Raw genomic sequence first — 13150 nt, forward strand, 5'->3', positions numbered from 1 at the left:
CCTGAGAACACCTCGGTAAAGCTCCCTCTCCCCCCGGGAGAGGGTTGGGGTGAGGGTTTTGCTGTTCAGCCGTAACGCTTTTTAGCCTCAATCGCCAAACCGCTGCCGATGCTGCCGAAGATGTTGCCTTCTACATGGCGTGCATTGGGCAGCATGGCCGAGACGCTCTGGCGCAAGGCCGGAATGCCGCTCGAACCGCCGGTGAAAAACACGGTGTTGACTTGCTCAACACCCACACCGGCATTGCTCAGCAATTGCGTCACGCTGTTGCGGATGCGTTCGAGCTGGTTGTCGATGGCGGCTTCGAACAGCGCCCGGCTCAGGTCAACGCTCAGACCGGCTTCGACACGGTCCAGCGGCACATGGCGGCTGTCGCTGTGGGTCAGTTCGATTTTGGTTTCTTCGATTTCCATCGCCAGCCAGTGGCCCGCGCGCTGTTCGATCAACTTGAACAGGCGGTCGATGCCGCCGGTGTCTTCGATGTCGTAACGCATGCTGCCTAGCGCCAGCTGGGATTTTTGCGAGTACACCGAGTTGATGGTGTGCCAGGTCGCCAGGTTCATGTGGTGGCTGGTGGGCATGTAAGCGCCGCTTTTCATGCGGCTGCCGTAGCCGAACAGCGGCATCACGCCTTGCAGGCTCAACTGTTTATCAAAGTCGGTACCGCCCACGTGCACACCGCCGGTGGCCAGAATGTCGTCCTGGCGGTTGTCCAGGCCACGACGCTCTGGCGACAAACGCACCAGCGAGAAGTCAGAAGTACCACCGCCAATGTCGACGATGAGCACCAGTTCTTCGCGCTCGATGGTCGACTCGTAGTCGAAAGCGGCCGCAATCGGTTCGTACTGGAACGAGACTTCTTTGAAACCGATGGCGCGGGCGACGTCGGCCAGGGTGTTTTCGGCTTCCTGGTCGGCCAGCGGGTCTTCATCGACGAAGTACACCGGGCGACCCAGCACCACCTCTTCAAACTCCCGACCGGCGGCAGTTTCGGCGCGCTTTTTAAGCTGGCCGATAAACAGCCCCAACAGGTCCTTGAACGGCATGGCCGTGCCCAACACGCTGGTGTCGTGCTTGATCAGCTTGGAACCCAGCAGGCTTTTGAGCGAGCGCATCAGGCGGCCTTCGTAGCCTTCCAGGTACTCATGCAGCGCCAGACGGCCATACACCGGGCGGCGTTCTTCAATATTGAAGAACACCACTGAGGGCAGGGTGATCTTGTCGTCCTCCAGCGCAATGAGGGTTTCCATGCCGGGGCGCAGCCAGCCGACAGTGGAGTTGGAGGTGCCGAAGTCGATGCCGCAGGCACGGGCTGGAGAGGCGCTTTTCATGTCTTTCAAGTTCCGGTTAAAAAACGGCCGCGCAGTGTATGCCAGTCGCTCAAAGAATCGAAGCGCGACGAATCGTTAATTCGCAGGTTTTAATCCACTTGAAAGACTATCCTTCACCCCCAAACTCTCAGACATTGGCGTGGTAGCCATTGGGCTGCCGATAAACTTTTGCTGCGCTGTCCAGTCACAAGATTGAGACCGGTCAATAGACAGGCCGGTCGACCAGAGCATTCTGGGGCATTGTGCGGCGCGATTTTGATAACGGATGGTGAGCCTTACATGGACTTCAAAGACTATTACAAGATCCTGGGTGTCGAGCCCACGGCTGACGACAAGGCGATCAAGACCGCCTACCGCAAGCTGGCGCGCAAATATCACCCGGATGTGAGCAAGGAAAAAGACGCCGAGGAGAAATTCAAGGACGTCAATGAGGCGTATGAAGCGCTGAAAAGCGCCGATAAACGCGCCGAATACGATGAAATGCGTAAATACGGCCAGCATGGCCAACCGTTCCAGGGGCCACCGGGCTGGCAAGGCCACGCGGGCGGTGGCTTCGAGGATCAAGGCGATTTTTCAGACTTCTTCAGCTCGATCTTCGGATCGCGCGGCGGCGGCTTTGGTGGGCAATCTGGCCGCAGTGCGGGCCGTCGTGGGCAGGATGTTGAAATGGAATTGCCGATTTTCCTTGAAGAAACCCTGTCCGGCGAATCGAAGCCCATCAGCTTCCAGATCGGCGGCGTGAGCAAGACCCTCAACGTTAAAATCCCGGCCGGTGTGACCGACGGCGAGCGCATTCGCCTTAAAGGCCAGGGCGGCCCGGGTGTGGGCGGCGGGGCCAATGGTGATCTATACCTGATCATTCGTTTTGCGCCGCACCCCAAGTTCGACGTAGAAGGCCACGACCTGGTCATCACCGTGCCGGTGGCACCGTGGGAAGCCGCGTTGGGCACCAAGGTGCAAGTGCCGACCTTGACCAGCAAGCTGAACCTGACCGTTCGTCCGGACAGCCAGTGCGGTCAACGTTTGCGCATCAAGGGCCACGGCCTGGCAGACAAAAAAGGCCAGCGCGGCGATTTGTACGCCCAATTGAAAGTGGTCATGCCTAAAGAAAGTGATGAGGCGGCCAAAGCCCTGTGGCAAGAACTCGCTGAAAAAGCAGCATTCGACCCGAGAGCCCAATGGAGTAATTGATCATGAGCAGCACCCTGATCGTTCAGCTGGACATGGAAAGGTTCTGCGAAGAGGCCAATATCCCGGCCACTTACGTGATAGAGATTGTCGAACACGGAATTATCGAACCTCAGGGCCGCACGCCGGACGTGTGGCGTTTTGCCGACTATGAGCTGTCTATTGCAAGGCGTGCGGCCAAGCTGCACCAGGACCTGGAGATTGAGTGGGAAGGAGTGGCGCTGGCGCTGGAACTCATCGATGAAGTGCAGCAGTTGCGCGTCGAGAATCAGCGGCTCAAGCATCGGCTGGCGCGTTTTGCGGTGGATTGATCGCACAGGGTTCCACGCTCTGTCGCCGGGAATACATAAGTACCGCTAGCACCCGCGAGCGGCTCGATAACGTGATGACCTGTCCCCCTCTTTCAGGTCATCACGATGATAGTTCCCACCACGCCGCCTGCTGGCGGCAGGCTGCCCGACCACGATCAGGCGCTGACGGCTGTTGATGAGTTTTCGGCGCTGGCCAAAGAGCGCATGCCGGGCTGGTTGTTGTCAGCCGACAGCGAACTCAAGCCCAAGGTCATTCAGGCCCTGCTCAATCATCACCGTGACGAAGCCGCGCTGGCCACGCGGATCAAGGCCATCACGTCCCCTGTGGCGTTTGCCCGGCCTCTGCTGATCAAGGCACTCACAGCTTTGCGGCTTACCGGGTTTGATGTCGATCACAACGTTCTGGTGCGCATCAAGCGCCTGTCGCTTAACCCGTTGGGCGATGCGATTAAAGACCCTGTGCAGTTCTTGTTGCCCAGGTCATTGATTCCGATCGTCAACACAACGCACATGACGTTGCTTGAAGCGGCGTTGCAGAACGTGTCGAGCGCCGAACTGAATGATGAGCTTGGCGGTGAGGCGTTTATTCTGGAGCGCAGCGACAGCCAGGTGCGCTCGCCATTGGACCCGTTGCAATTTGCCAACCTGTGCCGGTCCCTGAACCTGGGCGAGCAGTACCAGCGTTATCTGAAAAACGTGTTCCCTGCTGTGGAAACCACGGGGGCTGATTTGCTCCCCGGCAGTATTGCCCCCGAGTTTATTGCTCATGAAAAAAGCCGTCTCGCATGGCTGAGTCACAAGGCGTTCCTGGGCAACGCTATCAGCCGGGCGGGTCACACCTTGTTGCAGCAGTGGCTGGGGGGCGAGGCCCAATTGCGTTGGGGCGCCAGGGACGTGCGGGTGTGCAACCTCAGCCTGTTGTCGATCAAGCTCGACAGTGGCAGCTACGGCCCGTGCCCGTTGTACGGTGCCTTGCTGTTTATCGGCAAGGCCAGGGCAGGCGAAACCGCGCTGCCCTGCATGGTGTACATGCCCCACGACAAAGAGCGGCCACTGTTCGAATACCCTTCACTGGAGCACTTCAATAAGCAGTTGGCCCTTCGCCTTCGTGAAACAGGCCCGCGCATGGCGCTTAAAAAGACGGTGGAGTTGCGTTATCAGTCGGCCTTGATGACGCAGTTGCAGCGTGCGTTGCGTTTCAAAGGGCTCACGACATCCGGCGTGCCAGTGATTGAGTGGCGCACCGCTTCGCGTTTGGACATTGTCCTGCGCGATGCCGGTGAGCCACCCTGGTCTGCCTTGTACCGTCAGTATTCGATGCTGACCCTGAACAACGCCCGCGCCCTGGTTGTGCCCACCGACCATGAAGCTGCAGAGTCCCTTGCCCAGCGCATCGCCTCCTTGTTTGAAAGCGGTCAGCCTGTGTTCAATCTGGCGGCCTTCTTTTTGCCGGGACTGGGGGAAATGCTGATGCTGGCCACGGCGGTGCAATTACTGTCCGAGCTCTATACCGGGGTGGAGGACTGGAGCCATGGTGAGATCAACGAGGCGATTGCGCACTTTGGCTCCGTGGCGCAAAACCTGTTGGTGATGGGCGTTGGGGCACGTGCCAGTTCGGCATGGGCTTCGCTCAAGCCGCCACTGCACCATCCCGCGCTGTTGAACAAGATGGCGCCCGTTATCGAGGCGAACGGAGATAAAAAGCTGTTCAAGGTCGACCTGACGCCCTACCGCAGCAAGGTCGTGATCGACCCGCATCTGGAGCCTGATGCCCAAGGCATTTACCGCGTTGATGAGCGTCAGTACGTGTACATCCAGGGGCATGCGCATGAAGTTCGTTTCGACGTTGGCAAGCAGCGCTGGCAGGTGCAGCACCCCTTTCGCGCCGACACTTACACCCCGACCCTCGAACATAACGAACACGGAGCCTGGCAGTTGGCGCTGGAGCGGCCCGCCGAGTGGAACACTGCGCAGGCGTTGCACAGGGCATGGCCTTATAAATACCCGTTAAGCGAAGCAAAAATCGAGCAGGTCAGCCGCATTATTAGTCCCCATGAGCGTGCGCTTCGCTGGAGCCACGTCCAGCGGGAACGCCCGCCAGGTCTGGTACTCGATACCCTCAAGCGCTTCAAAATGGCAGAGGAAGCCGAGCAATTGATCGCCCGGCTGCAAGCCCCGCAAACAGTGCGCTGGGAAGACAGCCCGGACATTTTGCACCTGATGCTTAAACTGCCCGGCTGGCCAGCAGGGCGCGGCGTTCAATTACTGGACGCCGAGGGCAAGGTTTTGTCCTATGTATCGCTGAACGGGCGTAGTGCCCAGGACTTGCGCATCGTCAGCGCAGACCTTGCGCGTGACGGCTTGTTCAAAACCATCGCCTCCCTGATCCCCCAGGCCGATGCCACGGCGTTGCTCGGGGCCGCAGCGGTCACGCCCGAACAGCGCACCACTGCGTTGACCGAGCGCGTCGCATCCTTCGCGAAAACGCAGAAACAGGCCTTGTTCAACCTGCGTTATGCGCGCAGCGAACATTTTACTGATGGCTTGATGGCGACTATTCACCAGCAATACCCGAGCTTGCCCACCCGTGTGGTCAGTGAAGTGATTGAGCGGGCGAGCGTTAGCGAAATCAAGAGCTTTGAGGTTCAGCAAAAAGTGCCCCTGCGCCTGGCCGAAGAGCTGCGTTTGTATGCCCATGAGGTGAAAACCGCCCGGGCGCTGGAAGGCTGTTTTCTGGACGTAGCAGACCCGACACTCAGTCTGAAGCTGATCTCGGCGTTTTTTGCGCAGACGGAGCGGGGCAGACACTATCTGGACAAAGACCCCGTACTGTATCGGCGGCGAACCGACCCGACGTTGACTGCGTTGCAGGCACAGCATGCCTTGGGCTTGATGAAGGGGGACCGGGGCTTGCGCAATGATTTCGCGCAGCATGTACACAACCACCCTGAGCAAACGCGCACTGCGCTGGGCTTACAGCCGATCAAACCCTGGTTCAAGTCACCCATGCGCCTTGCCAATGGGCGGTCGGGTTATCCGTTGAGCGGGGAGCGCGGCACAGCGCGCACGGGGCTACTGGTTCGTCGCGTACAAGACCTTTATCCGACATACACCCGTGAGCAATGCCTGGAACTGGTCAGCGCCCTGGAAACCCGCAAGGTGTGGCCAGAGGCCGAACTGGCGCGGCTCCAGCTGGAGCGGGAGGCGCTGGATGATGCTTTGCGCACATGGTGCAGCGTGCCGCTGCCCGAGCATTCTGTTGCCGCGCGCCGGGATGTCTTGCCGGGCACCATCAAGCGCGCCGTCAGCCATGCAATTCGACGTGCCTGGCGCCGGGAAAGCTACGTGCAGGAAGGTTCGGGCGGCATGCCGGGCTACCTTGAGGCCGGGCGACTGTCGCCTGCAGATTTACCTGACATGCGCGGCTACATGCTTGACCTGAGCGGTATGCCTGCCGGTGACTTGCCCAAGCTTGTCGGTGACTTCAGCCATATCTCGGTGCTGGTCATGGATGACATGGCCTTGACCAGCGTGCCTGAGCAATTTTTGCAGAGTTTCCCTCAGGTGCGCTGGCTGTCGATGCAACACAACCAGCTTAAAAGCGTGCCGTTGGCGCTCACTGAAATGAAACGCCTGCAAAAGCTCGACCTGAGCCATAACGCCATCGAGTTGACCCCTGAGGGCGTCAAGGCCTTGGCTGAGCAGGTAAATATCAAGGAGCTGGACCTGTCCGACAACCCGCTGGGTTTGCCTTTGGATGTCAGCGGCCTGGAGCAGTTGCGATACCTCAACCTACGGCGTACACGCGCGACAGAGTGGCCAGTGGGGGTTGAGACAGTGCTCACCCTCAGGAGCCTGGATTTGCGCGACAACACCCTCGGCGTGATCCCCGATGCGGCGCTCAACAGCCCGTCAAACCTGGGCGAGGTGACCTACCTGCATGGCAACACGCTAGCCCCCGCTTCCCAGGAACGACTGGATCTGTATGTCAGACGCACCGGTATCAGCCTGGGCGACACTTCGGATCGCGTCCCCCACAGTGGAACCGACCAACCTCGTCATGCCTGGTTGCTAAGCGGTGTTGATGACAGCGCTGCCAGGCGTACAGCGATCTGGAAGAACCTTGAGCAGGACCCGTTCGCCGAAGACTTGCGCGAGTTTTTGGGCGGGCTGCGCGACAGTCCCGAATACGTCAATGAGCGTACGCGCGCGGCATTTGTCAAACGCGCCGGTGCTGTCTTGCAAGCTTTGGGGGAGAACAACGAATTAAGAGAGACGCTGATCGCGCGTATCCGTATAGGGTCAACCAGTGCTGAATCGAGTGCGTTGACCTTCAGTGACTTTGAGCTATTGACGTCAGTTGCGCAGGCGAAAGCTGCGGCCGATCAGTCGGGCAATGAGCATGCGCTGTTACGCTTGGCGCGCAGAGTGTTTCGCCTGGATCAGGTGGAAGGCTGGGCCCAGTATTTGCTGGATGAGCGGTTGGCTTACCGCTTTTTGGACGGCATGGGGGCTCAGGACGTTGTGCAATTGCAGGACCTGCGTCTGGTATTGCGCATCGCGCTGGCCAAGCCCTTGGAGTTAACGGCGCAACCCCGTGCCGAGGCGTTTGAGAGCTTGCCGTCTGTCCCGGCATTAGGGCTGGAGAACATACGCCGGGCAGTGTTGCGCGATGAAGCCTCGGGCAGCCAATTGCTGGACTTTATCGCCAGCCGGGATTTCTGGGTGACGTTCTTGAAAAGCAAATACCGCGACCGGTTTACCCAAGTGCGCGATACGTACACCAGCCAGTGCGATCAATTGGAGTTTGGCGCGCGGCTGCTCTCCGATGACCTCTACCAAAGCAGCCTGGAACTGATCAGGTCAGCCCATAACGCGGCACAAAGAGAGTTGCTCAAAGAACTGACCCGCCAGGAGATGGCAGACCACCCGTTTTAACCAGTAATACGAGGCTCGAACCCAAGGCGCGCACTGACCCGCGCTTTTGGTTTTTTACCTGCCCGTCCATATATAGATAGCCCTTGAGCGTCGCTGCCACTGGATAACCTGATGACTCATTTCATTCATCCAGGTAATCCCGATGCCCGATTCTCCAACACCCCAGCCTTCTGGTAATCCGCCTGTCGTTGTCAAAGGCAAGCACGATGAATTCATCAAAAAATCTATTCCAGACCACCTGATTACCCTCTCACCCGCTCGACGCAAGGCGCTCAAAGGTGCCAATCCCGAGGCGGTGCAGTGGTACTCCAAGGTGACTGCCGAACAGCGAGTCGAGCTGCAAAAATTGATCGTGGCCCGGATCAAGGCGCAGGGCAAACTCGACAAAACCATGGGCAAGATCCTGCCCCTCACAGATTTTGCCAGGCCGCTGCTTGAAGCCGCGTTGAAAGACATCGGTCATACGATGGACGTCAACGAGGTGCATCTACGGCTTTACAGCACTGTTGAGAATGACGATTTCGGCGTTTCCGAAGCCTTTAACGTCCGCACGCTGTCATTGCTGCAGGCCGCGCTGCACAACTTTGAAGAGGTCGAAACCGGCGACGGGCATTTCACTGATGAATCCGGCTTCATCGCCCGCCCCGATGAGCGGGGGCATTTTAAGCCGTATGTCACGCTCCTCACGATCCAGGCGTTTGTCCAGCTGTGCCGATCCCTGGATCTGGGCACGTTGTACCAGACCTACTTGAAGACTTTTCTCGATTCAAAAAGCGAGATTTATCAGTCCCTGCTGCAATCACACTTTATTGATCACCATAAATCGGTGCTGATGGCAGATGCCTATGTGGCCATGCTCAAGGGCGATATCACCGTTGAGCATTACAAGATGCTGTTGGTGGTCATATCGGGACCTCAGCCGGCGAGAATCGAAGGGAAGCAGGTCTGGTACCGATCTGTCCTTTTGTGGGATATGACCCTCAGGGGCTGCGTGGTGTTTGAGCCGCGGATCAAATACTTTCCTGCGTCATGGATCATCGTCTGGATCCCCGGCGACCCGCATCACCCGCTCAAGTACTACCCGTCACATGACGCGTTTCAAGCCGATTTGACGAAAAAACTGACGCCCGAACGCCTGACAGTGCCCAGAAGCTCAGAGCTGACGCCCTATCAACAGTTTCTGAGCCAGTTTATCGACCAGAGCAAGCATCCGGAGTATTACAACCGCCTGACCGAGCCGTTCACCCACGCACCGCCGCCGCCCGTGGTGCTGCCTGGTGGCACGGTGACAGATGAAGACGGGCGCTGGAGCATTAGGGCCAACTCACCGATTGACTTGCCCGCTTTCACGTCACGGGTACTGTCTGCTGCACCGGCGGTTTACGTCGGCGTGGTACCGCTGAACCCCCGTGATGAGTGGTTCCAGCCGGATCTGTGGCAATACTTATTGGAGGTCATGATCAAGAAAAGCCTCGCGGATGGGCGAAGCTTGGCCATTTCCACTGAAGATGCGGATACCGCCTACCTGCTCCGGCGCACGTCGCACTACTTCAATTTGTTTACGCTGGTGCTCAATACGGTGTCATTCGTCGTGCCGGAGCTGGGGCTGGTCATGCTGTCGGTCATGGCCGTTCAACTGTTGCACGAGACCATAGAGGGCATCGTTGATTGGTCTGCGGGGGATGTACGGTCCGCCTGGGCGCACTTCTCGGATGTCATTGAAAACCTCGCTATTGCTGCTGCGGGAGCTGTGGTTGCCCATTTCAAGGTGAATCCGGTCATTCAGAAACTTAAAACCATCACGTTGCTCAACGGCAAGACGCGCCTGTGGAAACCCGAGCTTGCCCCCTATGAGCGGTCACAAGGTGTCCCGCCGAGTTCGCGGGCCAATGAGGCAGGTCTGCACGTGGTCGGGGAGCAAGAGGTCTTGCCCCACGAAGGCAAACACTATGAACTCAACACGGACCCCGTCACCGGTGAGTACCGGACTCAGCACCCCACGCGCAGCGACGCGTATCAGCCGGTGTTCCGGCACAACGGCGAGGGTGTCTGGGTGCATGAAACCGAGCAGCCCCTGACCTGGAGTGACGAGACCCTCAGGCAGCGCCTGGGCACTGTGACAGAGGGGTGCAGCGATGCGGAATTCAGGCAGGCGTTGCGCATTAGCGATGTGTCCTTTGATGATCTGCGGCGTATGTACGTCGACAACGAGCCCATTCCCGCCGCGCTCAAAGACACGCTCAAACGCTATGCCGCGTATTCGAAGGCCCGCGGTGTCGGCCCGTCTATCTTGGTCGGGCGCCTGCCCCGTGAGACGTGCACTTATGCCGTGACCTTTGCCCTTGAATTGCCACGCTGGCCCCGGAACGTCGCGTTTGAGGTGTATGAGGCCGCGAGCCCGCTTACGACCGCCAAACGGTTTGGCAATGCTCAGGCCACCGGAGCAGACGTCATAAAAATCAGCGACGTTGAGCTGATGAGCGGTAAGTTGCCCGAGCGCGTGGTCGACCGCTTCTCGCGCTCTGAACTTGAGCAGTTGCTGGGCGAATCGGTGCCTTTTGAGGCGCAGGAGCGTGTTCAGCTGGTAAGAGAAAAACTGGCCACGCACGCCTCAGATAACGCCGGGCGTTTGTTTGAGAGCATCTTCAATGATGTTATCCCTGTGAATGACCCCGATGCCGCAGCGCTGAGGTTGATTCAGCGGGCTTATCCGCGGTTGACCACGTCGCGCATTCGCGGCTTGCTGGCTGACGCGTCACCGGCTGAAAAGGCGGTGTTACAGCAAGGCAAAATCCCGATGAAGCTTGGACTCAACGCCTTACACGTCCAGCGCGCGATGCGCATTGAGCAGGCGTATCTGGGGCTTTACCTGGATGAGATGGTCACTGCCGACACTGAGATTTTGGTGATGAACTCCTTGGAGGCACTGCCCGGCTGGAAGGATGACTTGCGCCTTGAGGTGCGTGATGGCAGCCGCGACGGCACGCTGCGAAGCCAGTATGGCGCCGAAAACGCCAGCCAGCGAAAAGTGTTGGTCAGGGATGCCGATGGTCGTTACGAGACATTCGACTCACAGGGGCAGTCTTTGCACGGGCAGGATGATTTTATTGCCAGCTTGCAGTACGCGTTGCCGGATGCGCACCGCACCTCAATTGGTTTGCCGCATACCGGTCAGGGCGAGGCGCTAAAAGTGTTATTGCGCGAACATGCCATTACACGATCGCGCTTGCGCCAATTGCTGAAAATACCGCCCGACGAGTTACCGTTTTTCAAGTCGCCAGTTCGGCTGTCGCCCAAGCGTTCAGGCTACCCGTTGAGTGGTCGGGGTGTTGGCGAGGCAGCGGCCCACCTCAAGCTTCAGGCGCTTAAAGAGCGCTTCCGGGCGCTGTACCCGGAGAAGACCGTGCAGCACCGCTGGGACCCGGCCAGCCCTGACATTTACACCGACTTCCTGGAGTTCCAACGCCTGCATGGGGAGGCCGTCGAAGAGAAACTCAGCCTGCTTGAGCAGGAGTTCCAGCAGATGGATGCCAGCCTGAATCAATGGATCCGTTCGCCGATCAACGATCAGCCACTACCGCCACGGTTGACACGGGAACAGGGTCAGGTGATTCAACTCCGTCAGCACATCCGCAAGACACTCACCGCTGTCTGGCAGAAGGCCACTCATTTGACGGTACGTGAAGCCGGCCGCGAGTTGGGGTTCAGCATCAATTTTGAAGACGTGCCAGGGCTGGGTGAGGTACTCGGCACGCTGCCACCGCTGGAGGCCAACTTTGATCATGTCCGGGATATCAATCTCAATGGGATCGGTGTGACCGATTCGATCGATGGTTTTCTGTCAAATTTTGAGCGCATACGCTCGTTGCAAGCTGATAAAAATCGGCTGACGCGTCTACCTGAGGCGTTGGGCTCCATGCGTAACCTGGCGTTTCTGGTCCTGACTGAAGGCACTGTACAACTGACAGAGAGCAGCATCGCCGCCTTGAAGGAATTGACCCTGCTGGAACGTTTGGGGCTTTCGCTTAACCCGTTAGGGTTAGCTCCGGACATCAGCCGCATGCCTGCCCTGGAGGTTCTCGAGCTTTCTCAATGCGAGCAGCGCAACTGGCCGACCGGGTTGTTTGATCAGCCAAGGCCCGAGGCATTCAGCTTGAACCTTACCGCCAATGAACTGACCAGCATTCCCGATGTTGAGCCGGGTTCTGATCAGGCCAGAACATTGGCCAGAACCCGGTTGAGCCGCCATCGAGTTTCAGATGCCGTGCTGGAAAAATACAACGCCTACAAAACCTCTGTCGGCATAGACCCCGAACGCATCAACCCACCTTCAGGCGTGCAGGGGCGACGCCAATGGACCCGCGGGCCGGGTGTCAAAGACAAGGCTGAGAAGCAGGCGCTTTGGGACCGTTTAGAACAGGCGCACGGCTCGGAACCGTTTTTCAATGAGCTGGCCCGGCAAGGGGATGACCTGCGCAACAGGCCTGATGACTTTAAGCGCAACATGGAAACCCGGGTCTGGCAGATGCTCGAAGTCATGGATGAAAGTGTGGCCGTGCGCGAAAAGCTGTTCACCATGGCCAATGCGCCTATTACCTGTACAGACGCCGGGCTGCAGGTGTTTAACGCCATGGGGGTCGAAGTGTTGTTGTATGAGGCGTTGCGCCTGGAACCCATCGATCTGGCCCTGAGCAAGCTCGAACTGTTTAATCTGGCGCGTGGTCGGGCTCGTCTGGATCAACTGAACCGGATTGCCCGGGCGCGAGTGCGTGAGCTAGTGGCGCAAGGTCGCTCATTTCCAAAATACGATGCGCAAGACCTTGTTATTCCCCAGTTTGATGCTCAAGGCAATCGGTTGAAAACGATTGACGAGGTGGAGATCCATCTCGCCTACACCACCTTGCTGGCCAAGCGTCTGGACCTGCCTTGGCAGTTGGAAATGTTCTTCGCCGAGCCCGACGTGACTCCAGCCATGCTTGACGCTGCGTACAGCCAAGTGCTGGCGCTGGAAGAAGGGGAGGGGCTGCGTAATCAGATAATTAAAATCCCGTTCTGGCGCGAGTTTATCGAGCGTACCAACAGCGCCCTATTCGCGGCGCTGGATGAAAAGGCTTTGGCTCTGTTTGAATACCAGAGTGATCAGAAGAGCCTGGGGCTTACTGACCCATTGCCGGCGCTGGCACAGCGTGCGTTGCAAAAATCCATCGATGCTGCGGCCCGTCATTTGGGCATTGCACCCGCAGATGTTGTCTATGGTCGCGCCATGACCGACCTTGAATACGACGCCATGACCCAGTCATTACTGGACGAGAAAGACGCGTTAATGAAGTCACTGACCGATCAGGTCGCAGGCCGTAAAGCCACCTGAGCCTTGCAGCCGGG

At 58.4% G+C, this 13150-nt stretch carries 5 protein-coding genes; 4 read left to right on the top strand and 1 reads right to left on the bottom strand.

What is annotated here, in order from left to right; all coding sequences use genetic code 11:
* Window positions 1–65: 65 nt before the first annotated feature.
* A complete protein-coding gene (locus tag GHO32_RS18555) occupies window positions 66–1331 on the bottom strand; it encodes an Hsp70 family protein (RefSeq protein WP_153335006.1) in 1266 nt (421 codons plus the stop codon).
* Window positions 1332–1610: 279 nt separating this feature from the next.
* Between GHO32_RS18555 and cbpA the strand changes: the two genes are divergently transcribed.
* The 4 genes from cbpA to GHO32_RS18575 all read left to right on the top strand — a co-directional run bounded on the left by cbpA (window position 1611) and on the right by GHO32_RS18575 (window position 13136).
* On the top strand, window positions 1611–2522 hold the full coding sequence (gene cbpA, locus GHO32_RS18560; protein ID WP_048385322.1) for a curved DNA-binding protein: 912 nt from the start codon (window positions 1611–1613) through the stop codon (window positions 2520–2522).
* 2 nt (window positions 2523–2524) lie between these two features.
* Window positions 2525–2830, top strand: coding sequence for a chaperone modulator CbpM (locus GHO32_RS18565; protein ID WP_048366550.1), 306 nt, complete (start codon window positions 2525–2527; stop codon window positions 2828–2830).
* 105 nt (window positions 2831–2935) lie between these two features.
* Window positions 2936–7768, top strand: coding sequence for a dermonecrotic toxin domain-containing protein (locus GHO32_RS18570; RefSeq protein WP_153335007.1), 4833 nt, complete (start codon window positions 2936–2938; stop codon window positions 7766–7768).
* A gap of 142 nt (window positions 7769–7910) precedes the next feature.
* Window positions 7911–13136 carry a dermonecrotic toxin domain-containing protein gene (locus tag GHO32_RS18575; protein ID WP_153335008.1) on the top strand — a complete coding sequence of 1742 codons (5226 nt, stop codon included), beginning with the start codon at window positions 7911–7913 and terminating at the stop codon, window positions 13134–13136.
* Window positions 13137–13150: the final 14 nt, after the last annotated feature.

It is taken from the genome of Pseudomonas sp. FSL R10-2189, assembly GCF_009600325.1.
GTDB classification, from domain to species: Bacteria; Pseudomonadota; Gammaproteobacteria; order Pseudomonadales; family Pseudomonadaceae; genus Aquipseudomonas; species Aquipseudomonas helleri.

Bases quoted from the DNA above. Each gene is read 5' to 3' on its own strand.
- GHO32_RS18565 (WP_048366550.1), top strand. From the start codon at position 2,525: ATGAGCAGCACCCTGATCGTTCAGCTGGACATGGAAAGGTTCTGCGAA.
- GHO32_RS18575 (WP_153335008.1), top strand. From the start codon at position 7,911: ATGCCCGATTCTCCAACACCCCAGCCTTCTGGTAATCCGCCTGTCGTT.
- GHO32_RS18570 (WP_153335007.1), top strand. From the start codon at position 2,936: ATGATAGTTCCCACCACGCCGCCTGCTGGCGGCAGGCTGCCCGACCAC.
- cbpA (WP_048385322.1), top strand. From the start codon at position 1,611: ATGGACTTCAAAGACTATTACAAGATCCTGGGTGTCGAGCCCACGGCT.
- GHO32_RS18555 (WP_153335006.1), bottom strand. From the start codon at position 1,331: ATGAAAAGCGCCTCTCCAGCCCGTGCCTGCGGCATCGACTTCGGCACC.